Annotated in this window: 23 protein-coding genes and 1 riboswitch; of the genes, 22 read left to right on the top strand and 1 reads right to left on the bottom strand. The window is 46.2% G+C overall.

The features are described from left to right. Positions 1-14: 14 nt before the first annotated feature. The 4 genes from HP401_RS00470 (at position 15) to HP401_RS00455 (ending at position 5,314) form a co-directional block, all read left to right on the top strand. Positions 15-842 (top strand): carbohydrate ABC transporter permease, encoded by an 828-nt coding sequence (locus tag HP401_RS00470; RefSeq protein WP_173603671.1) that lies wholly within the window; start codon positions 15-17, stop codon positions 840-842. 25 nt (positions 843-867) lie between these two features. Continuing rightward, positions 868-2,628 (top strand): glycoside hydrolase family 36 protein, encoded by a 1,761-nt coding sequence (locus tag HP401_RS00465; RefSeq protein ID WP_173603670.1) that lies wholly within the window; start codon positions 868-870, stop codon positions 2,626-2,628. A 125-nt stretch (positions 2,629-2,753) separates the two neighbouring features. Beyond that, a complete protein-coding gene (locus tag HP401_RS00460; RefSeq protein WP_173603669.1) occupies positions 2,754-4,574 on the top strand; it encodes a PAS domain S-box protein in 1,821 nt (606 codons plus the stop codon). Positions 4,575-4,681: 107 nt separating this feature from the next. Then, a complete protein-coding gene (locus HP401_RS00455; RefSeq protein WP_064199502.1) occupies positions 4,682-5,314 on the top strand; it encodes a YczE/YyaS/YitT family protein in 633 nt (210 codons plus the stop codon). A gap of 42 nt (positions 5,315-5,356) precedes the next feature. Here HP401_RS00455 and HP401_RS00450 read toward each other — a convergent pair whose 3' ends face one another. Next, the gene (locus tag HP401_RS00450; protein WP_173603668.1) at positions 5,357-6,556 is read right to left on the bottom strand and encodes an MFS transporter; all 1,200 of its coding nucleotides are present in this window, start codon (positions 6,554-6,556) and stop codon (positions 5,357-5,359) included. 335 nt (positions 6,557-6,891) lie between these two features. Here HP401_RS00450 and HP401_RS00445 point away from each other — a divergent pair, with 335 nt between their 5' ends. The 18 genes from HP401_RS00445 to HP401_RS00360 all read left to right on the top strand — a co-directional run bounded on the left by HP401_RS00445 (position 6,892) and on the right by HP401_RS00360 (position 26,091). Next, positions 6,892-7,749 (top strand): histidine racemase CntK family protein, encoded by an 858-nt coding sequence (locus tag HP401_RS00445; protein ID WP_173603667.1) that lies wholly within the window; start codon positions 6,892-6,894, stop codon positions 7,747-7,749. After that, positions 7,746-8,552, top strand: a complete 807-nt coding sequence (locus HP401_RS00440) for a methyltransferase domain-containing protein (protein WP_173603666.1) — start codon at positions 7,746-7,748, stop codon at positions 8,550-8,552. The genes HP401_RS00445 and HP401_RS00440 overlap by 4 nt, the downstream gene beginning before the upstream one ends. Before the next feature lie 18 nt (positions 8,553-8,570). Next, complete coding sequence (locus HP401_RS00435) at positions 8,571-9,887, top strand: opine metallophore biosynthesis dehydrogenase (protein WP_173603665.1); 1,317 nt, start codon at positions 8,571-8,573, stop codon at positions 9,885-9,887. A gap of 24 nt (positions 9,888-9,911) precedes the next feature. Next, on the top strand, positions 9,912-11,519 hold the full coding sequence (gene cntA, locus HP401_RS00430) for a staphylopine-dependent metal ABC transporter substrate-binding lipoprotein (protein ID WP_173603664.1): 1,608 nt from the start codon (positions 9,912-9,914) through the stop codon (positions 11,517-11,519). A 22-nt stretch (positions 11,520-11,541) separates the two neighbouring features. Continuing rightward, positions 11,542-12,474, top strand: coding sequence for a nickel/cobalt ABC transporter permease (gene opp1B / locus HP401_RS00425; protein ID WP_173603663.1), 933 nt, complete (start codon positions 11,542-11,544; stop codon positions 12,472-12,474). Further along, positions 12,475-13,368, top strand: coding sequence for a staphylopine uptake ABC transporter permease subunit CntC (cntC, locus tag HP401_RS00420; RefSeq protein ID WP_173603662.1), 894 nt, complete (start codon positions 12,475-12,477; stop codon positions 13,366-13,368). It abuts the gene before it with no gap. A 7-nt stretch (positions 13,369-13,375) separates the two neighbouring features. Continuing rightward, entirely contained in the window at positions 13,376-14,197 is an 822-nt protein-coding gene (gene cntD / locus HP401_RS00415; protein ID WP_173603661.1) for a staphylopine uptake ABC transporter ATP-binding protein CntD, read from the top strand. Then, positions 14,184-14,927, top strand: a complete 744-nt coding sequence (locus HP401_RS00410; protein WP_173603660.1) for an ABC transporter ATP-binding protein — start codon at positions 14,184-14,186, stop codon at positions 14,925-14,927. Before cntD ends, HP401_RS00410 begins: the two co-directional genes overlap by 14 nt. Before the next feature lie 50 nt (positions 14,928-14,977). Continuing rightward, the gene (cntE, locus tag HP401_RS00405; RefSeq protein WP_173603659.1) at positions 14,978-16,168 is read left to right on the top strand and encodes a staphylopine family metallophore export MFS transporter CntE; all 1,191 of its coding nucleotides are present in this window, start codon (positions 14,978-14,980) and stop codon (positions 16,166-16,168) included. 299 nt (positions 16,169-16,467) lie between these two features. Next, positions 16,468-17,541, top strand: a complete 1,074-nt coding sequence (locus HP401_RS00400) for a PAS domain-containing sensor histidine kinase (protein WP_173603797.1) — start codon at positions 16,468-16,470, stop codon at positions 17,539-17,541. Further along, positions 17,538-18,182: a response regulator gene (locus tag HP401_RS00395; RefSeq protein ID WP_173603658.1), complete on the top strand. Its 645-nt coding sequence runs from the start codon at positions 17,538-17,540 to the stop codon at positions 18,180-18,182. Before HP401_RS00400 ends, HP401_RS00395 begins: the two co-directional genes overlap by 4 nt. Positions 18,183-18,314: 132 nt before the next feature. After that, a complete protein-coding gene (locus HP401_RS00390; RefSeq protein WP_173603657.1) occupies positions 18,315-19,514 on the top strand; it encodes an FAD/NAD(P)-binding oxidoreductase in 1,200 nt (399 codons plus the stop codon). 120 nt (positions 19,515-19,634) lie between these two features. Continuing rightward, entirely contained in the window at positions 19,635-21,053 is a 1,419-nt protein-coding gene (locus tag HP401_RS00385; RefSeq protein WP_173603656.1) for an MBL fold metallo-hydrolase, read from the top strand. Between the two features lie 37 nt (positions 21,054-21,090). Beyond that, on the top strand, positions 21,091-21,885 hold the full coding sequence (locus HP401_RS00380; protein WP_173603655.1) for a sulfite exporter TauE/SafE family protein: 795 nt from the start codon (positions 21,091-21,093) through the stop codon (positions 21,883-21,885). 122 nt (positions 21,886-22,007) lie between these two features. Further along, a riboswitch (SAM riboswitch) is annotated at positions 22,008-22,112 on the top strand. 109 nt (positions 22,113-22,221) lie between these two features. Then, positions 22,222-23,154 carry an ABC transporter permease gene (locus HP401_RS00375; protein ID WP_173603654.1) on the top strand — a complete coding sequence of 311 codons (933 nt, stop codon included), beginning with the start codon at positions 22,222-22,224 and terminating at the stop codon, positions 23,152-23,154. 4 nt (positions 23,155-23,158) lie between these two features. Continuing rightward, positions 23,159-24,106 (top strand): ABC transporter permease, encoded by a 948-nt coding sequence (locus HP401_RS00370; RefSeq protein WP_173603653.1) that lies wholly within the window; start codon positions 23,159-23,161, stop codon positions 24,104-24,106. A 13-nt stretch (positions 24,107-24,119) separates the two neighbouring features. Next, on the top strand, positions 24,120-25,142 hold the full coding sequence (locus HP401_RS00365; protein ID WP_173603652.1) for an ABC transporter ATP-binding protein: 1,023 nt from the start codon (positions 24,120-24,122) through the stop codon (positions 25,140-25,142). Further along, positions 25,135-26,091 carry an ABC transporter ATP-binding protein gene (locus HP401_RS00360; protein ID WP_173603651.1) on the top strand — a complete coding sequence of 319 codons (957 nt, stop codon included), beginning with the start codon at positions 25,135-25,137 and terminating at the stop codon, positions 26,089-26,091. The genes HP401_RS00365 and HP401_RS00360 overlap by 8 nt, the downstream gene beginning before the upstream one ends. Positions 26,092-26,112 lie beyond the last annotated feature (21 nt).

Below are 26,112 nucleotides of genomic sequence, written 5' to 3'. Positions count from 1 at the left end.
TAGGGGGAGGTACGATGATTCAACCCAATCGTGTTTATAAATGGATGATTCACTCCGTACTATTTTTTTTCAGCTTTTTATTTCTTGCTCCATTTATCTGGATGTTTTTGACGGCTGTCAAGTCACCTCAAGAAGCGTTTGTTTATCCACCCGTATGGTTCCCTTCCGAATTTCATTTCAGCAATTTTCTGGAGGCGTGGAACAAGCTGCCGTTTACGACTTTTTTGCTCAATTCCGTGATCGTGACAGGGCTAGGCGTGATCGGACAATTACTCGCTTCGTCACTTGTTGCTTATGGGTTTGCCAGATTTGACTTCAAGGGGAGAGATATGTTATTCATGATTCTTTTGGCATCTATGATGATCCCCTGGGATGTGACAGCCATTCCTCAGTACATTGAATTTAATGCGCTCGGTTGGATCGATACATTGCTGCCTTTGATTGTCCCGACGTGGTTTGGAAGTCCTTTTTTTATCTTTTTATTCAGACAATACCTGTTGACAATCCCAAAAGAACTGGAAGATGCCGCACGAATAGATGGCGCCAACTCCCTGCAAATCTACTTGAAGATCATACTTCCGTTGATGTCTCCAGTGCTTGTAGTGGGAGGCGTGTATCAGATGATCAATTCATGGAATGATTACCTCGGCCCATTGATCTTCTTGAACGATCAAAGCAAATATACGTTGACGCTCGGCTTGATGCAGTTTAAAGGGATGTTCGATGTGGATGTCATATCCGTCATGGCAACGACTCTCTTGATCTGCGTTCCTCCCATCTTTGTGTTTTTCCTAGCTCAACGATACATCATGGACGGAGCATCTACTACCGGATTCAAGTAAATCATTCGTAAAAAGGAGGAGGAAGATGGTTCATCATATAGAGGCATATCATGATTCTGTGCTTCGGGTCAAATTGCAAAACGAATGTACTGACGGTGACATCTCCTATGTACATGTCGTAATCGAATCAGATGAGGAAATTTCGTTTCCGCAGGTTCAACTCGCATGGCATTACCCCGCGGTCAATATACAAGCGTACTGGCATCCTGGCAGTTTTCGCAACAAAAGTCTCGGAGTCGATTGGAGTAAAGGCTTTTCCTCCAAAGGTACGGTTGTTGCGCCTGTTGGTTGCTTTCTCAGTTCAGATGGACGTAATCGCCTCGCTATTGCTTATTCCAATGCAATCGAGACTGTCAACTTTAACATGGGGATCCGTGAAGAGGACGGAACGATTCGCTGTCAAATCACGCTTTTTTCGGAGCCTTCCAAACCGATGAAAAGGTATGAGGGAACCATTCGTATTGATCAAAGAGACATTCCTTTTGAACAAGCGATTCAGGCCATATCCTATTGGTACGAGAGCATGGATGCCTATCGGCCATGTATGATACCCAAAGCGGCAACATTCCCGATGTATTCTACATGGTATTCTTTTCATCAAGAGCTCGTAGATAAAGAGATCGAAGAACAGTGCAGAATGGCAAAAGAGATCGGATGCGACACCGTAATCGTGGATGACGGATGGCAAACAACCGATAACCAAAGAGGATATGCCTATTGCGGGGATTGGGAGGTCGCACATCAAAAGATCGGCAACATGAAAGCACATGTGCAAAAAGTTCAGGCTATGGGAATGAAATACATCTTGTGGTATAGCATGCCTTTTATCGGTTTGTATTCGAAAGCATGGGATACCTATAAAGATAAGCTGCTGGTTTATCGAGAGCATCTGCAAGCAGGTGTTTTGGACCCAAGATATCCGGAAGTCCGGGAATACTTGATTTCCACTTATGAAACTGCTCTGAACGAATGGGGCGTCGATGGCTTCAAGCTGGATTTTATAGATGAGTTTGATTTGAACAAAGCGAATGACAAAGCCCTCGAAAAAGATGGGAGAAGAGATTTTGGCTCCGTTCAGGAAGCGGTTGAATGCTTGCTTGAAGGAATCTTCGCGCGGTTACACGCCAGCAAACCTGATGTCATGATTGAATTTCGTCAAAAGTATATCGGCCCCTTTATGAGAAGGTTTGGAAACATATTTCGGGTTGCCGATTGTCCGAATGATGCCGTTACCAATCGGGTGGGGACGATCGATTTGCGGTTGTTCTCCGGTAACACAGCTGTTCACTCAGATATGTTGATGTGGAGCCCGGAAGATACGGTTGAAAATGCGGCCCTACAGCTCATTAATGTTTTGTTTGCGGTTCCACAGTTATCGATGCGCTTCGAGAAATTACCGCCGGAGCATATCGAAATGACAAAGTTCTGGTTGAAGTTTTGGAGAGAAAACAGAGACGTGCTTTTATTTGGAGAGTTACGTGCAGAAGCTCCCGAGTTACTCTATCCGAATGTTCAAGCGCGAAATTCATCGAAAGTAGTCATGGCAGTCTTTGGTAGCCCATACGTGAAAGTGGTTGAGCTGGGCAATAAAAAGTTATTCATTATGAACGGGACACTACACCAAGAGCTGGTTTTGGATGTAGACAGAGAGTTACCTAACAGAGTAGTAGAGATTTATGATTGTTGCGGAAATCTGGTGTCTATGGCTTCGTTGGCAGTTCAGAAGGTGCCACATCGTCTGAAGGTAAAACCGTCGGGATTAGTGATCCTTACATGTTTGAAATGATCGATGCCGCTCCTATTCAAGGGGCGGTATTTTTTTAGTGGGATAGATATTTTCTCAAGGATATTTTCAACGGGTATAGAATAATAACATTATTCACAATCTTCGTTTAAGGAAGGTATAAACCTATGGATAAAGAAGCTCAGCGAGTCGACCTTAGACAAGAACAGTTCAACATGAAAGAGTTGCTTCAGTCACTGGTTGAAACGACTACGGATGCGATTTCAATTAGGGACATGCAGGGTCATATACTTTTTGTGAATAGTGCCTTTGAAAAAATCTACGGTTGGACATATCAAGACCTCCTGAATGACCCGTACTGCCTCGTGCCTGAAGAACTCATTGACGAGACAAAGGAAATTTTCCACGAGGTTAAATTTGAAGGAAAAAATATTACAGGCTATGAGACCGTGCGTCAACGAAAAAATGGTGAGATCGTTCACGTTGGTCTAACCGCTTCCCCTATAAGAGATACAGAAGGTACGATCGTAGGCACTTCCGTTATCGCCAGAGATATTACGGACCGCAAAATGGCGGAAGAAGCACTCGTGAATAGCGAGGCAAAGTACCGCATCCTTGTAGAAAATACGAGTGATGTTATTTGCCAACATGATGTACACATGAATAATCTTTTTGTATCTCCTTCTATCGAACACCACTTGGGATACACTCAGGATGAATATCTTCAAACGAATAGTTTTGATCTCATTCACCCTGATGATGTAAAAACCGTGAAAGATCTGCGTTCCTTAATCTCTATGCATCCCCAAAATGTTCAAATGGAGATTCGATTACGTCATAAAAATGGATCGTGGGTGTATTGGGAGTCACGTTGTGTTCCGATTATGTCTGAGAACAAAGAGATTGATAGCTTTCTATTCGTTTCACGCAATATCACCGAGCGAAAACAATCCGAAGAAGCCTTGCGCAAGAGCGAGGAACAGTATCGATTCATTGCTGAACACACGGCTGACTTCATTTCCGTCATAGATAAATACGGTCACGTATTGTATAGTTCACCTTCCCATCTGAAGAAATTAGGGACGAGCCAAATTATTTTTGAAAACATACATCCAGAAGATGCAGCACTCGTCTGTGAGCGATTTTCCACGATGATTGAGTTCGATATTCCGGTGACATGTGAGTATCGATACAAACTGGAAAACGAGAAATGGATCTACCTTGAATCAAGAGGGATGCCGTTTTTTAGCTCAGATGGTGGAAATCAATACTTCATCAACATTACACGTGACCTAACAGAGAGGAAGCAAAACGAAGAGCTTCTCCGCAGAACAGAGAAGTTGTCCGTAATCGGTGAATTGGCCGCAAGTATTGCGCACGAAATAAGAAATCCGCTTACGGCATTGAAAGGCTTTATCCAATATTTGCGGCCAACACTATCGGGGGGAGCCACTTATACAGACATTATGTTGTCCGAGTTAGATCGAATCAACTTTATCGTGAGTGAGCTACTTGTGTTGGCCAAGCCGCAAACGCTGAATGTGAAGCGGATTCTTTTACACCCTCTTATTGAAAGCGTGGTAAAGTTTCTGGAATCAGAAGCAAATCGAAACAACACTTCGATCAACACAATATTCAGCGATATTCCCATAGCGATTAAAGGAGAAGAAAATCAAGTAAAACAAGTCTTTATCAATCTATTGAAGAATTCCCTGGATGCGATCACGACAAATGGCACAATTAGCATAGAAACCACATGTCTACCGAATAACCAAGTGCGGATTCGCTTTACCGACAATGGATGTGGCATTTCCCAAGAGCTGCTGCCCAGACTCGGTGAACCTTTTTATACTACGAAAGAGAAAGGAACAGGCTTAGGTTTACTTGTCAGCAATAAAATAATGAAAGATCATCAAGGAACCATCACCATCTCAAGTGAGGTCAACAAGGGTACCACCGTGGAAATCATGTTTCCCATTTCGAAATAGGAAGGTGATCCAAATGAATTCGCAAATCGCTATCAAAAAGGTAGCTTACTCCAAATCTCCACCTACGTGTGCTGAGAAAGCTAGAATCATTAGAGGGGGAGAAAATCATGTGGAGGAAGTTTCTGCTTCATCCGCTTGCAGTTCGATACAGTGTGTTTATGATCGGACTGGCGGTAATGGCGTTTGGTATTGGCATGATGATTGAGGCGCATCTAGGTGTTGCGCCGTGGGATACACTGCATATCGGATTACAAAAGACATTTGGACTGACCATCGGCATATGGTCGCAGATCGTGGGAGCCATGATCATTCTCGCTTCCTACATCATTGGCAAGATCCGGCCGAACGTGGGTATGTTTTTAAACATGTTTTTCTTCGGGCTGTTTATTGACGTATTCATGTGGCTGAACTGGATTCCTACAGGAGAGACCGTTCTCGAACGAGTTATTTTGTTCGCTGTCGGTCTGCTCATTTATACGATCGGAACAGGTATGTATATTTCACCGCGATTGGGAGCCGGTCCACGTGACAGTTTTATGTTAGCTTTACATGAGCGAATGGGATGGGGAATCGGTAAAGTCAGGATCGGTATAGAGTGCACAGTCATGGTGTTGGGCTTGCTGCTTGGCGGGCCTGTTTCGGTAGGAACTTTTGTGACGGCCCTTGCCATTGGACCGCTTATCAAGCAATTTATTCCCATGTGGGAGCGAATTTTGGCAAAATCGTACGGAACGGCTTAGACCAGAGAAAAAGAAAAAGGGTGCTCATATTGAGTACCCTTTTCAGCTTTGTTGCAGCTTGCGTTCAGCCATATAGGATGCGATTCCCAAAATCAGACCCAGTGCTACGAGCACGGCACCCACCCATGGCAGGGAGGTTATATCAAGATGTGTAATAACCCATCCGCCAATGAAGGCACCCGCAGCATTTCCTAGATTTCCGGCAGAATGACTGGAAGTAGAAGCAAGCGCTGGCGCATTCTGAGCGAGGTTCATCACGCGTACTTGCAGCCCTGGAAATACAGCGAAAGAAGCAGCTCCCCAAAGAAATATGGTCAATACGGCAGCGATTGGACTGTGCATGGTAAACGTAAACAGCGTCAAAATGATGCATATCGTGAAGTAAAGTCCGAGAATGGAAGGCATTAGCTTCCAATCCGCAAGCTTTCCGCCCACGATATTACCGATGGTCACACCACAGCCGAAGAGGACAAGAATCCACGTTACATGATACTCAGCAAAACCGGTAATTTGCGTCAGCAGTGGCGTAATATACGTAAATACGGTGAATAGACCAGCGTTGCCTAGCGCTCCGATCAACAGGTATAGAAGAAGCTTGGGCTTGAGTAGAGCAGTAATTTGCCCAGTGATACTCCCGGTGTTTTCTTGCCGCATGTTTGGGACGAAAACGAGTATTCCGACAAGTGCTATCATTCCCATGATCGCAATCGTACCAAATGAAGCTCGCCATCCCATATGTTGACCGATGAAAGTCCCCAGAGGCACACCAATAATATTAGCAATCGTCAGACCTGCCATCATAATGGAAACGGCAGCAGCACGTTTGTCAGGACTAACAAGACTGGAGGCTACAACAGCTCCCACCCCAAAGAATGTCCCGTGCGTCAAAGCGGTAATCAGGCGTGCTCCCATCAATATATCGTAGTTGGGAGCAAAAACAGAGATTCCGTTCCCGAGAATAAATAGAATCATAAGGAGACAGAGTAGCTTCTTTTGGGGAATCCGGTGGGTGAGGACTGTCAGTATCGGTGCACCGACAGCTACCCCTAGCGCATACATGGTAATGAGTTGTCCCGCAGATGAGATACTAACATGCAAATCCTCTGCAACATTCGGTAGTAGACCCATGATGACGAATTCCGTCATCCCAATGGCAAAGGAACCCACGGTAAGAGAGAGCAAAGAGATCGAAGACTTTTCCTTGTTGACCTGTTTCTTGGTAGTAGTTTGAGATAACGCCATGAAGTCAATACAACCTTTCTGTACGATAAAATCCGTTTGTGGTGCGGGTAAAGATTACCTGTTCCACTTTGTTAAGTCAAGGTATTCTTCTTGTATAGATGTAAAAATCCTACTAGAAAATACTAGAGCGCATATCTGGAAGTGTGATCGACTTGGAGAAAAGGAATAAAAGAACGACAAGTCTACCGTTGACAGACACCCAAATTGTGGTTATGATTTACTCGATAATAATCGTAATCATTACGGTTTATTTTTTTAAGCCTTAAATCGTAATGATTACGTTTACCCTAAGGTCATTCGCTTTTCATCAAAATATGGTAAGAGGGTAGGTTGAGATGAAACGGGAAATCGATTTTATTAAGTTTAATCCCACACAAAATATGACCATTCTTGTGAAAAACAATCATCCAGCTGAAGAGTATACGCACATCGCCTCAAAAATTATGTCCTACGCTAGTGTCCATGCTGAACAAGTGGGTTTTATCGAAAAACCGAATAATTATGGAGCAGCAGCACATCTGCAAATGGCTGGGGGTGAGTTTTGCGGCAACGCATGCATGGCATTAGCGTCGCTTATCGCGCATGAAAATGGTTTACAGCAAAATGATTTCACCGAAATTGTTTTGGAAGCTTCGGGAATAGATCATTTCGTTGTTTGTCAAGTGAAAAAAATTAAAGACGAATATTACTGCCAAGTTTCGATGCCTCTACCCAAAAAGATCGAGCAGCAGTCAATCAACTATGATGGCGACGAAATAAACCTGGTGATTGTGAGGTATCAAGATTTCTTTCACATCGTGATTGAAGTAGAACAGGTCAGTGAGGCGGTAAGAAAACGTGCGCAATCCTTAGCCAAGCTGCTTGGAGTAACTGTAGGGGTGAGTTTAATCGGGGTGCTATTGTATCAGCCAGCTTCGAATGAATTGGCTCCCCTTATCTTTGTTCCGTCTTTAGATAGCATGATCTGGGAAAGCGGCTGTGGGTCAGGTACTGCTTCACTTGGGGCCTATCTGGCTTGGAAAAAGCAAGGCGATATCGTTGCTCCCATCAGGCAACCGGGAGGCACGATTCAAGTAACGGCCAATTGGCAAAAAGAAAAAGTAACAAGTCTCAAAATTGAGGGGGCAGTCAGAATCGTGGCACAAGGCAAAGCATTCATCGAGATTCAAGATAGCAAGGGGAGAACGGAATGAATAGACGCGAACAATTGCATCAACAGTTGACTGCATTTCTAGAAAGGTTCACCCATTTCGCAGATCGATATGACGGTACCATCCATCACAGCTCGGAGTTAGAGAAGATCATCGATGAGTATTCTACTTTCATAACGGATGAAAGAAACAAAGAAGCCTGGGAGCAGATAGAACAGCCAATCGGAAACCAATTGAACCAGCTTGTGGAGAATGTAAGGAAATCCTCGGCGATTTGCGTTGCGATTATGGAGAAATATCGTGCGTTGAAGCTGCTAAAAGGGATTGACGATAAGACCGACTACTTTCAAAACATAGAATCTTGTATTGAAAAAGAATTTGGGAGTTTTCAAGTTACTGTTGATTCAAAGGTGTTGATGGTAGGCTCAGGTTCCTTTCCCATGACGCCATTATTGATTGCGAAGCGGACGGGAGCAGAAGTAGTTGGTATCGACATTGATGAGGAGGCCATCGAACTAGGGCGGAGTGTTGTAGAAAGGCTGGGAAGTGGATTGTCTATCCGCTTGGAGAAAGAGTTTGTGGAACGACTTGTTGTGACGAAGGATGCAACCCATATCATCTTTAGTTCAACGGTTGCAAATAAGTATGATCTGCTGGAACAATTACATCCATTGACAAATAACCAAGTGATCGTGGCGATGCGATACGGCAATCAAATGAAATCCCTTTTTAACTACCCCATGAGAGAGGTAGATGAGCGGAAATGGAGACTGATTGAAACCATCTTGCGTCCCGACCATGTATTTGATATCGCGTTGTACAAAAAAGCATCGGCTGCATGCTGATCTTAAAAGGAGGTTTCTATGGGTGATATGAAACGAATTTTGCTATTGGGAACAGGTCCTGCTTCCATTCAAATGGCTGTCATGTTTAAAAAACATTGGAATTGTTGCGTCGGGGTCGTTGGGCGTGAGTCTGTTCGTTCCACATCATTCTTTACTGCACTTAAGCAAAGCAATCAGCAAATTCGGGCAGATATTCAAAATGAAAAGCATCAAAAGATGGAAGGAGAATGCCAATTCGATCATGTATTCCATGGATACGGGAGCGTTACAGGGGAATGGGATACCTTCATATTATCTGTCACAACAGATGCATATACAGAGGTTTTACAACAAATAAATGATCAGGTTTTACAACAAATAAAGTGCATGGTTTTGGTTTCCCCGACCCTTGGTTCCAACAGTTTACTACGCCATTATTTAAACAGGATTGGTTCGAATGCGGAGATTATCAGTTTTTCTACATACCTTGGCGATACTCGCTGGTTCCATGATCAGCCATCAAATCGAGTGATTACGACAGGGGTTAAGAAAAAGCTTTACATCGGCTCGACGCGCGCACCCTCCCCGAATGTAAAAAGACTTTGTGAGTTATTTGAGCAAGTAGGTATTCATTTGGAAGTCATGGACTCTCCGATCGAAGCGGAAACGCGAAACATATCACTATACGTGCATCCGCCACTGTTTATGAATGCTTTCTCCCTTCGTGTGATATTTGGAGAGGAACCAATCAAAAAGTACGTATACAAAATGTTTCCGGAGGGCCCCATCACGCAATATCTCATACGCGATATGCTGGCTCAATGGAAAGAGATTACCAAAGTGGTGGAAAAGCTCAATATAAAAGGGCTCAATTTGCTAAAGTTCATGACGGATGACAATTATCCGGTGAGGCTGGAAAGTCTATCACGTGATGATATCGAAAACTTCGTTCATTATGAAACGATTCATCAAGAGTATTTATTGTTCATTCGATATACCTCACTATTGATTGATCCTTTTTCGGAGCCAGATTCAGATGGAAGATACTTCGATTTTTCTGCTGTCCCCATCCGGAAAATATTTATCAATAGAGAAGGGTATTGGGATATCCCGCGCATGCCAAAGGAAGATTACTATCGGATAAAAATAATTCAGGGCATTGCAAGATACATAGATTGCAGTTGCCCGACGATCGATACATTCATTGAAACGTACGAGAGTAAAATATCGGAAGCTGCGCAAACACGTAAGGGTGAACAGTTATCGGATGCGTTCGTTGTGCAAAGCTTTGCGGAAGATTTGAAAATGATATGTAGTGAGATTGAAAAGGGTATCGGATCAAAGAAGCCACACTAACACGTATTTTCTGGAGGAAATGGTATGACAAGAAGAATGGGATCTTTATTAAGGACGTTCATGGTCTCCGTCGTTCTGCTGGTTGGCTGCAGTAACGGTGATACGGAAAAAACGGAGTTAACCAATAAAGGGAAAGAGATCGTGTATGCCACTTCGAAAGATATTAACGATATGAACCCGCACTTTTATTCCGGCTCCATGCCAGCTCAAGGGATGGTGTACGAATCGTTGTTGGAAAATACAGAAGATGGGATCAAACCTTTGTTAGCTGAATCTTGGGAAGTTTCCGAAGACGGGAAGGTGTACACGTTTTATTTGAGAAAAAACGTGACGTTTCATGATGGAGAGCTGTTTAATGCGGAAGCAGTGAAAAAGAATATCGAAGCGGTGCAAAGCAATGCAAGCAAGCATTCCTGGATCAAGTTATCAACAAAGATCGTGGCCTGCAATGTACTCGATGAGTATACGGTTGAACTGGTCTTATCCGAACCGTACTACCCGACGCTGGTCGAATTGTCGATGACAAGACCTTATGTATTCATCTCGCCAAAAAATTTTGTGAACGGGGGAACCAAAGATGGCGTTAGTGGTTATAACGGAACTGGTCCCTATAAGCTCACTGAGCATAAAGTAGATCAGTATGCCGTATTTGAAGCGAATGAAAATTATTGGGGTGGCGCGCCTAAAGTAAAGAAAATCACAGCCAAAGTACTTCCCGCAGGAGAAACTACTTTCTTGGCATTGCAAAAGGGAGAAGTCAACTTTGTATTTACGGATGATCGAGGGGCTAATAGTCTCGATGTGGCAGCCATGAATCAATTTGTTGAATCAGGAGAACACCAAATCATTCGCAGTCACCCAATGAACACAGGCATAATTGTCGCCAATAGCAGCAAAACAGAGAGCCCTGTATATGAAAAGGCTGTACGCGAAGCGTTTTGGTATGCGATTGACAGAGAGACCATCAGCAAACAAATATTTGAAGGCACTGAACAACCAGCTAATACCCTTTTCTCTTCGAATGTTCATTACGCCAACGTGAAATTAGAGAAGCGGGGATACGATTTGGAAAAAGCGATGAAGATTTTGGAGGAGGCGGGCTGGGGTATCGGGAATACGGGCGAATTCAGATCGAAAAACGGAAAGCCATTAGCCATGAAGCTTTATTATGATGTAAATTCGTCCACGCAAAAAATGCAGGCTGAATTGATTCAACATACGGTAAAAAGGATTGGGGTCCAACTGGAGATTATTGGCGAGGAGTCTTCTTCGATTGCGAACAGAAGATCTACAGGTGACTATGACCTGCTTTTTAATCAAACGTGGGGACTCGCGTATGATCCGCAGAGCACAATCGCTGCTTTTACTTCCAAGTCTTCCTATTACCATACGACAAGAGGCATCGCGCAAGCTGATGAGCTCTATAAAAAATTGGAAGAAGTCATGGTGTCGACGAATGAGGAACATAGAAAATCGCTATATGCTGATATTTTGACCATTGTCCATGAGGAAGCCGTATTTATTCCGATTACGAATGGAAGAGTCACGATCCTGGCTCCCAAAAACCTGCAGGGAATCTCGTTTAAGCAAACACAATTCGAGCTTCCATTTGAGCGGATGTACTTTGAATAAATACGGAAAAAAGGAGCGTGCTATGGGTAGCTATATCATCAAAAGGTTCATGCTATCGATTCCTTTGGTCCTGATCGTATCGTTTGTAACGTTTTCTTTCATTCATCTATCTCCTATGGATCCTGCCGAAGTGGTGCTGCATTCGCAAGGCATCCCCACAATAACGGATGAGTTACTTGTTCAAACCAGAGCGAAACTTGGGATGGACCAACCCTTTTTGACCCGGTACCTAAGCTGGGTTGCTTCATGCTTGCAGCTTGATTTTGGAGATTCATACATAACGGGAAAACCCGTGTGGTCTATGCTAGGACCAGCCTTTTTCCATACAGTAAAGCTGACGTTAGTTTCGACATTTGCCATAGTTTCGCTGTCCATCGTTTTGGGAGTGGCATGCGCATTGAACGCAGGCAAATGGGTTGACAAATCAGTCAGAGGCGTTTCATTTTTCCTGACATCGATGCCGTCCTATTGGCTCGCCGCTCTGTTGATCTGGTATTTTTCCGTCAAGCTGGATTTGCTTCCGACAAGCGGAATGGAGTCGTACAAAAGCTATGTATTGCCCGTTGTTGTGATTACAATCAGCTATGCTGGCATCTATTTTCGAATCATCAGAAGTTCCATGTTAAGCAACATGAATGAAGACTATGTTCTCTATGCAAGGGCATGCGGCTTACCGGAGAAAAAGATCACGATGCACATTCTCAGAAATTCATTGCAGGTGGCCATTTCCGTATTTTGCATGGCAATTCCCATCATTTTGGGAAGCACAGTTGTCGTGGAAAACATCTTTGCTTGGCCGGGACTCGGTACGCTAAGCGTCAAATCCATTTTAAGCAGGGATTTTCCGATCATTCAAGCCTATGTCCTTGTGTTGGCAGTCGCTTTTATTCTGTTCAACACCGTTTCCGACATCATCAATGCGGCATTGAAACCCAAAATAAGGGATGGTCTCTAGATGAATCGATTACAACATGTGTGGAAAGACAAGGTTGCTGTCCTATCCTTATCCATTATCTCGCTTACAACTATGGCTGGAATATTTGCACCTTTCGTTGCACCGCATGATCCCGCAGAAGTACATATGGAGCTTCGATTTGCATCCGCATCATGGGAGTATCTCTTGGGCAACGACCACTTAGGGCGATGCGTTTTATCCAGACTCATTTACGCTATTCGTCCCAGCATGCTATGGGTCTTCGCTGCGCTGCTCCTATCTGTATTGATTGGGTCAATTGTAGGGGTTCTTGCGGGTTACTTGCGTGGAAAAACTGATGCCTTCTTGATGCGTGTTTGCGATGTGATCCTTTGTTTTCCGGGATATGTCATGACCCTGGCGATTATCGGCATTTTGGGAGTAGGTTTTGAAAATGTAATCATCGCCTTTGTATTGATGAAATGGGCGTGGTTTGCTCGAATCATCAGAGCGTCAGTCATGCAATATGCGGAATCCGACTATGTAAAATTCTCAAAGGCAATCGGCGCAAGCAATTTGGGAATTATGATCAGGCACATTATTCCGGTTGCATTGCCCGACATTGCTGTCATTTCAAGCAGCTCCTTCGGTTCGATGATTTTGCAAATATCAGGATTCTCTTTCCTCGGTTTAGGCATTCAAGCACCGGAAGCAGAGTGGGGCATGATGTTGAATGAAGCGAGAGAGGTCATGTTTTCCCGCCCGGAATTCATGCTAGCTCCCGGTTTGACCATCGTGATCGTCGTATCGGCCATTAACTATTTGTCTGATACGCTTCAAGTGGCTTTCGATCCCAAATTGATGACTTCTACATATAAGCAGCAAGGGTTAGTAAGACCCTCTGCCGTGAAGCTCGAAGGAAAAGGGGTGGCATAACCGGAAGATGAACATTTTGGAGGTAAATAACCTGAAAATCTGGGACAGCCGCAATGATCGAGTGATCGTTCCAAACAGTTCATTTCATGTGAAGCAGGGAAGCTGTCTGGCCATTGTTGGAGAAAGCGGAAGCGGGAAGTCGGTTACATGCAAGGCCATCATGAGATTGAATAAAGCCGGGATTCACCAAGCGGGAGACATTCTATTACGAGGAGAAAACCTCATGGAGCTCTCCGAACAGGAGATGAGGAAAAAGAGGGGAAAGCAGCTTTGCATGATTTTACAGAATGGCATGCGTGCCTTTGATCCCTCTTGCGTGGTGGGTGTTCATTTAAAGGAGACGCTAGTGGAGCATTTTGGATGGAGCCGTGACGAAATCACAACCAAAATGAAAAATGCCATGGAAAGCGTCATGCTGAAAGACCCGAAAGAGGTAATGAATAAGTATCCCCACCAGCTGTCGGGTGGAACGCTACAGCGGGTCATGATTGCGCTGGCTATCGTATTGGAGCCTGACATTCTGATTGCTGATGAACCCACGACAGCACTCGATACAATCTCGCAGTTCGAAGTGGTTGAACAGTTCCTGCAATTGCGCGATCGAATGGGCTGCTCCATGATCTTCATCTCTCACGATTTAGGGATTGTCAAATTAATGGCAGATGAGGTTCTCGTCATGAAAGAAGGAGAAATTGTTGAAAACGGGACGACCCAAGCCATCTTCTCTGAACCGCAGCATACCTATACCCGTTACTTGCTCTCCACGAAGCTGCCGATGAATGAACATTTTAAGAGGGTCATGGGAGGAGTTAGTATTGCTGAGCGTTGAGTGTGTAGAGAAATCATACAGAAGAGGTGGATTGTTCTCAAGGGAAAGAGAGCAAGTGTTGAGTAACATTAGCTTCGAATGCAAATCTGGGGAGTGTTTCGGCATCATCGGAGAAAGCGGAAGTGGTAAATCGACATTGGGAAGATTGCTCATGGGGATAGAAAAGCCTGATCGAGGTACCGTCTTGTTTGAGGGCAAAAAAGTAGAGGATCGAAAAGTAAGAACAGGGAATATCAGCGCTGTATTTCAAGATTACACTTCTTCGATCAATCCATTATATACAGTTGAGGACGCCATTCGGGAGCCTTTGCAAATAAAAAGACGGGGACGAAAAGATGTTCGAAGCGAGATTGACCATTTATTAAGTCAAGTAGGGTTGGATCCTTCCTATCGAAAGAAATTTCCTCATGAGCTATCAGGGGGGGAGGCTCAGAGGGTATGCATAGCGAGAGCCATTTCAACGGAACCGAGATGCATTCTATTCGATGAAGCAATCAGTTCATTGGATGGGTCTGTGCAAATGCAAGTGCTTGATTTACTAAAAGACTTGAGAAAACGTTACAAGATTGGCTATATCTTCATCACCCATGATATACAGGCTGCCGCCTATATTTGCGACAGAGTCATGGTCATACGAAATGGTGAGATCGAAGAGATTGTGAGGGTTGAAGAATTAAAAGATGTTCAATCCGCTTATACGAAGAAACTGCTGCAAATGACTATTGCGTAAAGGAATTGGCAATGAGAGTAAGCAGAGGATCAGAGGAAGGAGCAAGAGCTATGAGAGGGGCTCTGTCTTGGCCATTTTTACGATTATACATATTGACTCTTTTGTATTTTAGTGCGAACTCTATTCTGAATGTCATTATTCCGTTAAAGGGTGCAGAGTTGGGTGCGACCAATGCAACAATTGGAGTCGTTATGGGAGCGTATCTGTTTACAACCATGTTTTTTCGGCCGTGGGCAGGCCATATCATCCAAAAACATGGACCAATCAAGGTGCTCCGCACGATTCTTATTTTCAATGGAGCGGCTCTCATTTTATATACGTTTACTGAATTAGAGGGTTTTATTGTTGCCCGTATTCTGCAAGGGATGTGTACCGCTTTTTTCTCCATGGCCTTACAGCTAGGGATTATTGATGCGTTGCCGGACGAGGATCGTTCACAAGGGATCTCCCTGTATTCCTTATGTGCTTATTTGCCTGGTATTTTTGGCCCTCTACTCGCTTTAGGCATCTGGCAAGCGGGGGATAGCTCTTATTTTACAGTTGCCATGGTCACCATTGCGATCCTTACAGGAGTGGTGGGTTATAGCGCCAGCATCGACAAAAAAGTAGCTGAGACTGCTCCGGATCAGACAGAACAGGGAGCAACCATGCTTGGTTCTGTGAGCCAATTAGTCAAAAACCCGTATTTATGTAAATGCAGCGTCCTGATGCTGGCGGCATCCATTATATTTGGAGCTGTGACAACCTTTATACCGCTGTACGCTGTACAAATCAACTACGGGAATGCGGGAATTTTCCTGATGCTTCAAGCGGGTACCATCGTATTATCGCGGTTTGTGTTGAGAAAGAAAATTCCGTCAGACGGTAAGTGGCGTTCCTCTTTTATGATGGGAATTATGCTCATTCTTGCAGTAGCGGCGTTAAGTGTAAGCTTTTCTAGCGTGGGTGGAGCAGCCTTTCTCTACGTAGGGGCCATATTAATGGGAATTGCTCAAGCCCTTCTCTATCCTACGTTAACGACGTATTTGACATTTGTTCTGCCAAAGACGGATCGCAATGTGTTAATCGGGTTATTCATAGCTATGGCCGATTTGGGTGTTTCTCTGGGAGGAGTCATCTTGGGGCCAGTCGCTGATCATTTCTCTTATTCCTTTATGTATATGATTTGTGCAATCTTAGGCGTGACGATGATCATTTTTGCCTATGAACGAAGCAAAAAAAGTTCTGTTGGATTACGATAAGACCGATGATGTTCATTGCTAAAGCTCAATGTTAAAGGAAGAAAACGGTTATCCGTAGATCGTCGTTGGACACGGAGGAAAATATTCAGGTGGCAAGCCGAGTACATGTTAGGAGATGACACCTAGCGTTTACTCGGCTTTTTCATACGCAGATGCGAATCAAAACACAGTATCTATTTGACCATCATTTAGCGTCACAAAAGATAGGGGAAGGTACCTATTTGAAAGGTGCTCCCCGTCTTTTACGATTGGGTCATAGGGGAAATGATCTCAATATCTTTCAGTATGGAGGACCTATGATGGATCAAAGTCTGACTTATTTTGAACGCTATGGTGAAGAAGGAAAAGCGATGGATAACGGGTATCTGAAGCAAATCTTCGATCACTTGCAGGACGGGATTATTCTCATGGATCAGGAACGAAAAATTATGGTGATGAACCCATCCGCAGAGAAAATGACGGGTTGGATACGAGGAGAAAAGGTCCCGTTCTGCTCCTACTGCCAAAACAGAGAGTTGGAACCGGGAGAAGAACGATGTTATTTGCTCGCCAAACGGGAGGTTCCCTATTTTCTCTCTGCGATGCCTACCTATGAAGGACGGTACGTAGACATGGAGATGAGCACGGCTGTCATCTATGAAAATGGTGAACAAAACATGCAGGATGTCCTTTTGGTCTTAAAAGATATGACGGTCAAGAAAAAAGAAGAGGAGGTCAGAATCTCCAAGCAGGTGCTGCAAAAAACGCTAGAAGCTCAAGAAAATGAACACAAGCGCCTGGCCCGGGAACTGCACGACGGCGTAGGTCAATCCTTGTATTCTGTTTCAGTAGGTATTCAGGCAATTCAAGCACGCCTCAACGAGAGGGGACAATTCCGGGAATTCATGCAAGAGATTGTGAATGAGCTGGAAAAAGCGATACAAGATGTCAAGCTGTATTCTCTACAGCTGCGTCCGCATAGTCTCGATCAGCTGGGGCTGATTCCTACCGTACAGCATCTTGTTTCTAGCTTGAACAAAGCACATCAGGATGTTTCCATTACCTTTTCTTACAGCAATGTTAGTGATCATTTTCAGCCAAACTTGGAAATCAATCTGTACCGTGTTATCCAAGAATCCTTACATAACGCACTGAAATACGCGAAGGCCACACTCATTGAAGTCATCTTGTACAAGGAAGACGACCTACTGACTCTGCTGATTCAGGACAACGGAATCGGATTTGTGCGCGATCAGGTTCAGGTTGGTCTGGGCCTCAAACATATGGAAGAACGAGTGGATCAGATGGAGGGGACTCTTCAGATTCAATCCGTCCTCCTCGAAGGTACATCGATCAAGGTAACGGTAGCAGGACAAGGAGGGAGAGTAGAGTGATACGAGTGCTTTTGGTTGATGATCACACGATGATTCGGAAGGGATTGCGTGTGCTTCTCGAAAGTTACTCTCAAATTAAAATTGTCGGAGAGAGTCATACAGGCAATGATGCGATCCTGAAAGCCAATCAGCTGACACCCGATGTGGTGCTGATGGATTTGTCATTGCCGAACGGGTTGGATGGGTTTACCGCGAGCAAAGAGATTCGCAAGTCGAATCCTTTGGTGAAAATCGTCATATTGACCATGCATGACGAGGAGATTTTCGTCCAGGAGGCCATCACGGTCGGAGCCCATGGCTACATTTTAAAAAACAGCCATGGAGAACTGCTGTTTCAAGCCATTGTGGAGGTTTACAGAGGCAAGTGCTTTTACAAGACTTCTGTATCGCAAGAAATCATCAATCTATGGCTGAGATCGGATGCCAAGACGTTGCCTTCTGTTTTAACGCTGCGAGAAAAGGAGCTTGTCAGACTCATTGTGCTCGGCTATACCAATAAGGAAATGGCGGATAAGCTGTTGATCAGCGTCAAAACCGTGGAGAACCACAAAACGAATATCATGCAGAAACTAGGATTGGATTCCAAGCATCAATTGATCCAATACGCCATAAAAAATAGATATCTCGATCTGGCGTTTTAATGGTTTGAATCCAAAAGTAGGGGACTTCCCCTATATGGAAAAAATGTCAGCGGAATAAACTGAATAGAGAGACTGCATCTTATGAACGAACATCGTATGATTGGAAACCAAATGGTCGTCGAAGGAGGAGCTATGGCAAAACAAGTTCATTATACGGTTGTGATCGTGGGAGCAGGCTCAGCAGGTATCTCTGTTGCTGCCCGTCTCGTCCGTGCTTCCAAAAGGCTCATGGGACAAGTCGCCATCATCGATCCCGCATCCAAGCATTATTATCAGCCTTTGTGGACATTAGTCGGAGGTGGTGCCGCGAAAAAGGAGGAATCCGAGCGAGACCTCTCCTCTCTGATTCCCACAGGCGTCGACTGGATTTGCGATGCGGTCACCATGTTTCAACCGGAACAACACACGCTTAGTACGAAGCAGGGGGCCGTCATTACCTATGATTACCTCGTTGTTGCTGCCGGTCTGCAACTGGATTGGGAGGGGGTAAAGGGTTTGAAGGATGCCGTTGGGAAGAACGGCGTTTGCAGCAACTACGCATACCAAACGGTAGAAAGTACATGGGAAGCCATCCGGAGTTTTAAAGGCGGCACTGCTATTTTTACTCATCCGAATTCACCCGTAAAATGCGGCGGAGCCCCTCAGAAAATCATGTATCTGGCCGATGATTACTTTCGCAAGCTACAGGTTCGCAACGAGTCAGCGATCATTTTTGCATCAGCGAAAGGAAGTATTTTTGACGTTCCCACGTATGCCACTACCCTTAATAAGGTCATTCGTCGCAAGAACATCGAAACGAGATACAAGCATAACCTACTGGAGGTACGGGCGGATACCAAAGAAGCCGTCTTCGAGAATCTGGACACAAAAGAGCAGGTAGTATGGAAGTATGACATGCTTCATGTGACCCCTCCCATGAAAGCGCCCGATTTCATTGCAAACAGCGCATTGGCAGACACAGGAGGCTGGGTCGATGTTGATCCATTTACGCTTTTGCACAAGAGATTTCCCACTATTTTTGGCATTGGCGATTGTACGAATCTTCCCACATCAAAAACTGGAGCTGCTATCCGCAAACAGGCGCCTGTGGTCGAGAAAAACCTGCTCGCGCTGATCAGTGGGAACCCATTGACTGCCAAGTATGACGGTTATACATCCTGCCCACTCGTAACAGGGTACAACAAGCTGGTACTCGCCGAATTTGATTACAACCTGAAGCCGTGCGAAACCTTTCCTTTTGACCAATCCAAAGAAAGATTCAGTATGTACCTGATGAAAAAAGAACTGCTTCCCATCCTTTATTGGAACGGCATGCTAAAAGGATTGATGTGAGGCAGTTTTCGAAAGAAGGGGGGACATCCATTTTGCCGAACTGGAATCACTCCGGTTTCTGCTTGAGTTACTCGCGGAAAAATCAAACAAATAAATGACAGGTTAAGGGAGGAATACACGATGTTATTGCGTTACTTTTATGATGAGAAGCTGGCCCATGCATCTTATCTGGTCGGCTGCCAAAAAACCGGGGAGGCGATTGTGATCGATCCCGCCCGTAATCTGGCTCCTTATTTTCAAGTCGCCAAAGCAGAGGGAGTAACCATTGTAGCCGCCACCGAAACCCACATTCACGCCGATTTTGTATCTGGTGCCAGGGAACTGGGCGCAGTTCATCAAGCGAAGCTGTTTTTATCCAATGAGGGCGATGAAGATTGGAAATATCAATACGTGAATGGCTTGAACCATCAGCTTGTGCACGATGGGGATCGCTTTTTTATCGGAAACTTGTTATTTGAAGTCATGCATACCCCTGGCCATACGCCTGAGAGTATCTCCTTCCTTTTGACAGACCTTGGAGGGAATGCAGATCGCCCCATTGGGATCTTCACGGGAGATTTCGTCTTTGTCGGCGATATCGGCAGACCGGACTTGCTCGAAAAAGCGGCGGGAATGAAGGGGACGTCCGAGTTAGGTGCAAGAGCCATGTTCCAGTCCCTCCAAAAATTCAAGCAACTGCCGGATTATATGCAGGTATGGCCAGCTCATGGCGCAGGAAGTGCTTGCGGGAAAGCACTGGGGGCCGTGCCGTCTTCTACCGTCGGCTATGAAAAGCTCTTTAACTGGGCGATGTCACACACGAGTGAAGAGGAATTCGTTCAGGCGCTCCTGGATGGACAACCAGAGCCGCCAACGTATTTTGCCGTGATGAAACGCGTGAATAAGGAAGGCCCTGCCTTGCTAAAGGAGCTTCCTGTTGTTCAAGAGTTCTACTCGCTAGAAGCGGTAAAGGAATCACTGGAAAACGGACAGATAATTGATACGCGACCTTTCCACAAATTTGCGAAGGGTTATCTGGCGGGAACACTTCATATTCCCTTTAACAAGTCATTTGCCAGCTGGGCTGGCTGGATTGTCGATTACGATCGCTCCGTTCACATCCTGACCACCCCAGATGAGCTGGACGAGATTTTGCAAGCCTTGCGTGCTGTAGGGATTGATCATGTCACAGGCTTTATCGACAGCACCAAACTACTGGAAAGTGAAGTGTCTTCGCTCGAGACAATAGAAGAGGTAACACCGCTAGAGATTGCAGAGCGCGTGGAAAAGAGAGAGGTTCACGTAGTAGATGTACGTAATCTGGCTGAGTGGAAGGAAGGACACATTCCAGATGCACAGCACATCATGCTCGGTTCACTCGCCATGCGGCTAGATGAGATTCCTCACGATAAACCGCTTCTCGTACAATGCCGTTCCGGTGCCCGATCTGCCATTGGCGCAAGCATTCTTAAAGCAAACGGATTCAAGGATGTAATGAATTTGAGCGGCGGTATCTTACAATGGCAAATAGACGGCTTGGCAGTAGTACAACGAGGATAAAACGAAATCAAAGCGAGTCGCTGCAAAGGGTGAGCCTATGACTATCGACCTAGTGATCACACTGTTTGTTATCGGTTTCGTGGGATCGTTCATTTCTGGTCTCGTTGGAATCGGGGGCTCCATCATCAAGTATCCGATGCTTCTGTACATTCCGCCCGCCCTTGGATTTGTTGCTTACACAGCTCACGAAGTATCCGGAATAAGTGCCGTCCAAGTATTTTTTGCCACCCTAGCCGCTGTTTGGACTCTGCGCAAAGATAAGCTTATTCATTACCAGCTCGTTGTGTACATGGGAAGTGCCATTATTGTCGGGAGCTTGCTTGGAGGATATGGAGGAAAATTTCTTTCGGCAAATGCCGTCAATATCGTTTACGCCACCCTGGCCACGATTGCTGTAGTCTTGATGTTCCTACCAAAAAAGCGAGTGTACGAACGTGAACAGACGACAGAGGTTATCTTTCATAAACCAACAGCTGTCTTATCTGCTTTGATGGTCGGAGGTGCCTCCGGAATTGTCGGGGCAGCCGGCGCTTTTATTTTGGTTCCCATCATGTTGATCATCCTCAAGATACCGACAAGAGTTGCGATTGCGTCCTCTCTTGCCATCACTTTTCTATCTTCCATTGGATCGACGATAGGGAAATGGATGGCAGGGGACATATTGCTGTGGCCATCCGTGATCATGGTAATCGCCAGCATCATGGCAGCGCCGCTCGGTACGAAGGTCAGCAAACGTTTGGGCACGCGGATTCTCCAATCCATTCTTGCCTTGTTGATCCTAGCCACCACGATTAAGATTTGGGCTGACATCCTCCTATTCATACGTGTATGAAGATTTACTTTTTTCACAAATAAAATAAAGAAAAATCAATTGTCATGGAACAGCATTGACATATCCGAGTAAAATGATAAGATAAAAAAGAATTTTACAATGAAATTAAATTTCATAGAACATTCTTATCGAGAGTGGTGGAGGGACTGGCCCGATGAAACCCGGCAACCTTGGTCTGATTGACCTTACGGTGCTAATTCCTGCGGAGTTATTCTGCGAGATGAGAAGGTGGGAAACGTGCAATCGCCCCTCTTCTTTTCGGAGAGGGGTTTTCTATATTTATAATCCATAGTATTTATATCGATTTACTTTGTATTATTTAAAGGAGGAAACAACGTGCTTTATTATGCAGTCAAGCGTGGCTTTCTCATGATCGTTACGCTGTGGATGATTGTCACTGTAACGTTCGTGACGATGCACCTGATTCCAGGTGATCCATTCGCGTCAGATGCCAAAATGCTTCCAGAAGAAGTGGTGAAGAACATGCGAGCGGAGTACAACCTGGATCAGCCAATCACGGTACAGTACCTGCTCTATGTAAAAGGATTGCTGCAATTTGACTTGGGGCCCTCTATTCAGTCGAAGACGAGGGATGTGAACACACTGATTGCAGAGGGATTTCCCGCATCGGCTGTTTTGGGACTCCAGTCGTTTGTTGTCGCGCTGGCAGGTGGAATCACACTGGGAATCGTAGCGGCACTCTATCACAATCGGACCTTGGATTTCTTGTCTATGTTTGCTGCCATCATCGGGATCTCCGTCCCCAGTTTTATTCTCGCGCCACTGTTGATCAAGTACTTAGCGGTCAAATGGGAGCTTTTACCCGTCGCTGCATGGGGGAGCTGGGAGCACTCGATTCTTCCAACACTTGCGCTCGCTATCGGTCCGCTCGCCATCATCGCCCGCTTTGTACGAGCCAGCATGCTTGAGGTTTGGCAACAGGAATACATAAGCACGGCAGAGGCCAAAGGGCTTGGCACCTTTTCCATTGTCGTTAGACACGGGATGCGCAATGCCATCCTGCCTGTTCTTACCTTTATCGGTCCGCTGTTTGCCAACCTGATGACCGGAACCTTTGTGGTGGAAAAGATTTTCGCCATTCCCGGGCTCGGCAAATACTTCGTGGAAAGCATTTTTAACCGCGATTATCCCGTTATTTTGGGAACGACTGTGTTTTACAGCTTTGTGCTCATTTTTACTTTGTACATCATCGACCTGCTGTATCGGGTGATTGACCCGCGCATCAGATTAACGAGTGGAGGGAAGTAGCGTTATGGCCAATCAGGCAACACAACTGGATTCCCAGTTTCGACCAGTCGACCGAAACCGGCTTTCAGAGGAAATTCGGGAGCGCCCGAGTCTTGGGTATTGGCAGGAGGTTTTGCAGCGGGTATCCAGTAACAAGCTGGCAATGCTCGGGTTCTTCCTGCTCACAGCAGTAGTGACCCTCTCCATCATCGGTCCGGTGCTCGTTCCCCACAGCCCACATGAACAGTCTTTGACGAAAGGAAATCTGCCACTGTCGGGCGAGCACTGGTTTGGAACCGATGACTTGGGGCGGGACATGTGGGCACGTACCTGGGCAGGCGGACAAATCTCTTTGTTTATTGGTGTGGCGGCAGCAGCCATCGACCTCGTGATTGGAGTATGCATCGGGGGGATATCCGGTTACATGGCAGGGAGGAACAAGCTGGGCGACCGTGTAGACAACATCCTGATGCGGTTGGCTGAAATTCTGTACAGCATACCGTATCTGCTGGTGGTAATCCTGCTGATGGTGGTTCTGGAGCCTGGACTCGCAACAATCATTATTGCCCTATCTCTGACCGGCTGGGTGGGAATGGCCCGCCTGGTCAGAGGACAAATCATGCAGATCAAGCGGCAGGAGTTTGTGCTGGCCGCAGAAAAGCTGGGTACCTCTCATACCAAAATCATCATCAAACATCTGCTGCCGAATACGATCGGCGTCATCATCGTCAACCTGACCTTTACGATTCCGCACGCGATTTTCGCCGAATCATTTCTCAGCTTTCTTGGGCTGGGTGTGCAAGCGCCAATAGCCAGCTGGGGAACCATGGCCAACGACGCGCTAGCGGTTATGCTGAGCGGACAGTGGTGGCGGCTGTTTTTTCCGGGATTCATGATTTCGCTTACGATGTTCGCTTGCAATGCACTCGGGGACGGTTTGCAGGATGCACTGGACCCACGGATCAGGAAATGAGGGGGAGTACATCATGAAGCCTTTATTGGAAGTAGATCAGCTACGCGTCTCCTTTCGCACATACGGTGGAGAGGTGCAGGCAGTAAGAGGGGTTTCCTTATCTGTGAAGGAGGGAGAGACGCTGGCGATTGTGGGGGAAAGCGGCTGCGGAAAAAGTGTGACAGCTCGGGCATTGATGGGGATGATTCCACCGCGATCTGGTCAGGTGAAAGGTGGCAGCATTCGGTTTCGCGGGCGTGAACTGACTGGGCTGACGAAGCTGGAATGGCAGCAGGTTCGCGGCTCGCAGATCGGTATGATCTTTCAGGACCCGATGACCTCGCTGAACCCCACGATGAAAATTGGTCAACAGATTGCGGAAGGGCTGATCAAACATCGAAAGCAAACGAAGACGGAAGCAAACGAAGAGACGCTGAAACTGCTGGAGAGGGTAGGTATTCCTGAGGCGGCGAGGAGATTTGAACAATATCCGCACGAGCTAAGTGGAGGAATGCGGCAGCGTGTCGGAATCGCTATGGCGCTAGCCTGCCAACCGCAGTTGGTTATCGCGGATGAACCGACGACGGCGCTCGACGTGACCATTCAGGCACAGATACTTCGTCTGATGAAGGAATTGCAGGAGCAGTTGCAGACGTCGATCATTTTGATCACCCACGATCTGGGCGTAGTCGCAGAGGTGGCCGATCATGTAGCGGTCATGTACGCAGGCGTCGTGGTGGAGAGCGGCCCGGTGGGAGAGATTTTTGACAATCCGCGCCATCCATACACACAAGGGCTGTTGCAGTCTGTGCCACGTCTCGATGCAGGTAAAAAAGAACGACTGATCCCCATCGAAGGGACACCCCCGGATTTGTTTCGTCCGCCTGTTGGTTGCCCGTTCGCTGACCGATGCCAGTTTGCCATGGAAATTTGCCTGGAGCATATGCCGCAATCAAATTCGTTTTTCAATCAGCATGAGGCGAGCTGCTGGCTGAACGACCCGCGTGCCCGGGGAGCAGAAGCGTGGATGGTAGCAGGGAGGGAGACACATGGGTGACAACTTAGTAGAAGTTGAGAATCTCGCCAAATCGTTTGAGATTGGCAAAGGCCAACGGGTTAGAGCTGTTGACCGCGTCTCTTTTGAAATCAGGCGAGGGGAGACGCTCGGAATTGTTGGGGAAAGCGGCTGCGGCAAGTCTACGCTGGGCAGGACGATCGTAGGCCTGTACCCGGCTACTGCAGGGCGCATCCTGTTTCAAGGCAAAGACATCGCCAGGATGGATCGACGTGAGCGACGGGAAGCGAACCGCCACATGCAGCTGATCTTCCAGGATCCGCAGGCCTCACTTAATCCGCGGTTGCGGGTAGGCGACATCATCGCCGAAGGAATCGACTCCTATGGATTGGCAAAAGGAAAAGAACGAGAAGAACGCATCTATCGGCTGCTGGAGCTAGTAGGATTGCACCCAAGCCACGCAAAACGCTTTCCGCATGAGTTTAGCGGCGGACAACGACAGCGTATCGGAATCGCCCGTGCGCTTGCGGTGGAGCCCAGCTTTATCGTGGCAGACGAGTCCATCTCAGCACTGGATGTGTCCATTCAGGCGCAAATCGTCAATCTTTTAGCTGATCTTCAGGCAGAGCGGTCTATCACCTATCTGTTTATCGCCCATGACCTGTCGATGGTGAAGCATATCAGCGACCGGATTGGCGTGATGTACCTGGGGCAGATGATGGAGCTTGCACCGAGCGAGGAGTTGTTTGCCACGCCGCTACATCCTTACACGCAAGCCTTGATCTCGGCTATGCCCGTCTCCCATCCAGCACAGCGCGAAGAACGGGAGCAGATTGTACTGACTGGAGAACCACCCAGCCCGATTCATCCGCCAAGCGGTTGTCCGTTTCGCACCAGATGTCCGGTTGCCCAAGGCGTTTGCTCCGAAACAGCACCGGATTGGAAGGAGGTGAGGCACGGACACTGGATCGCTTGCCATCTTGTACAGTAGACAGAGGAGAACAAGGAGGAA

The sequence above is a fragment of the Brevibacillus sp. HB2.2 genome (assembly GCF_013284275.1).
GTDB lineage: Bacteria > Bacillota > Bacilli > Brevibacillales > Brevibacillaceae > Brevibacillus > Brevibacillus brevis_D.
The sequence above is the reverse complement of the archived record's forward strand: the minus strand, read 5'-3'. Positions and strand labels throughout refer to the sequence as shown.

What these genes read in the sequence shown, in the direction of transcription:
- HP401_RS00470 (WP_173603671.1), top strand. Translation starts at nt 15, where the DNA reads ATGATTCAACCCAATCGTGTTTATAAATGGATGATTCACTCCGTACTA.
- HP401_RS00465 (WP_173603670.1), top strand. Translation starts at nt 868, where the DNA reads ATGGTTCATCATATAGAGGCATATCATGATTCTGTGCTTCGGGTCAAA.
- HP401_RS00460 (WP_173603669.1), top strand. Translation starts at nt 2,754, where the DNA reads ATGGATAAAGAAGCTCAGCGAGTCGACCTTAGACAAGAACAGTTCAAC.
- HP401_RS00455 (WP_064199502.1), top strand. Translation starts at nt 4,682, where the DNA reads ATGTGGAGGAAGTTTCTGCTTCATCCGCTTGCAGTTCGATACAGTGTG.
- HP401_RS00450 (WP_173603668.1), bottom strand. Translation starts at nt 6,556, where the DNA reads ATGGCGTTATCTCAAACTACTACCAAGAAACAGGTCAACAAGGAAAAG.
- HP401_RS00445 (WP_173603667.1), top strand. Translation starts at nt 6,892, where the DNA reads ATGAAACGGGAAATCGATTTTATTAAGTTTAATCCCACACAAAATATG.
- HP401_RS00440 (WP_173603666.1), top strand. Translation starts at nt 7,746, where the DNA reads ATGAATAGACGCGAACAATTGCATCAACAGTTGACTGCATTTCTAGAA.
- HP401_RS00435 (WP_173603665.1), top strand. Translation starts at nt 8,571, where the DNA reads ATGGGTGATATGAAACGAATTTTGCTATTGGGAACAGGTCCTGCTTCC.
- cntA (WP_173603664.1), top strand. Translation starts at nt 9,912, where the DNA reads ATGACAAGAAGAATGGGATCTTTATTAAGGACGTTCATGGTCTCCGTC.
- opp1B (WP_173603663.1), top strand. Translation starts at nt 11,542, where the DNA reads ATGGGTAGCTATATCATCAAAAGGTTCATGCTATCGATTCCTTTGGTC.
- cntC (WP_173603662.1), top strand. Translation starts at nt 12,475, where the DNA reads ATGAATCGATTACAACATGTGTGGAAAGACAAGGTTGCTGTCCTATCC.
- cntD (WP_173603661.1), top strand. Translation starts at nt 13,376, where the DNA reads ATGAACATTTTGGAGGTAAATAACCTGAAAATCTGGGACAGCCGCAAT.
- cntE (WP_173603659.1), top strand. Translation starts at nt 14,978, where the DNA reads ATGAGAGGGGCTCTGTCTTGGCCATTTTTACGATTATACATATTGACT.
- HP401_RS00400 (WP_173603797.1), top strand. Translation starts at nt 16,468, where the DNA reads ATGGATCAAAGTCTGACTTATTTTGAACGCTATGGTGAAGAAGGAAAA.
- HP401_RS00390 (WP_173603657.1), top strand. Translation starts at nt 18,315, where the DNA reads ATGGCAAAACAAGTTCATTATACGGTTGTGATCGTGGGAGCAGGCTCA.
- HP401_RS00385 (WP_173603656.1), top strand. Translation starts at nt 19,635, where the DNA reads ATGTTATTGCGTTACTTTTATGATGAGAAGCTGGCCCATGCATCTTAT.
- HP401_RS00380 (WP_173603655.1), top strand. Translation starts at nt 21,091, where the DNA reads ATGACTATCGACCTAGTGATCACACTGTTTGTTATCGGTTTCGTGGGA.
- HP401_RS00370 (WP_173603653.1), top strand. Translation starts at nt 23,159, where the DNA reads ATGGCCAATCAGGCAACACAACTGGATTCCCAGTTTCGACCAGTCGAC.
- HP401_RS00365 (WP_173603652.1), top strand. Translation starts at nt 24,120, where the DNA reads ATGAAGCCTTTATTGGAAGTAGATCAGCTACGCGTCTCCTTTCGCACA.
- HP401_RS00360 (WP_173603651.1), top strand. Translation starts at nt 25,135, where the DNA reads ATGGGTGACAACTTAGTAGAAGTTGAGAATCTCGCCAAATCGTTTGAG.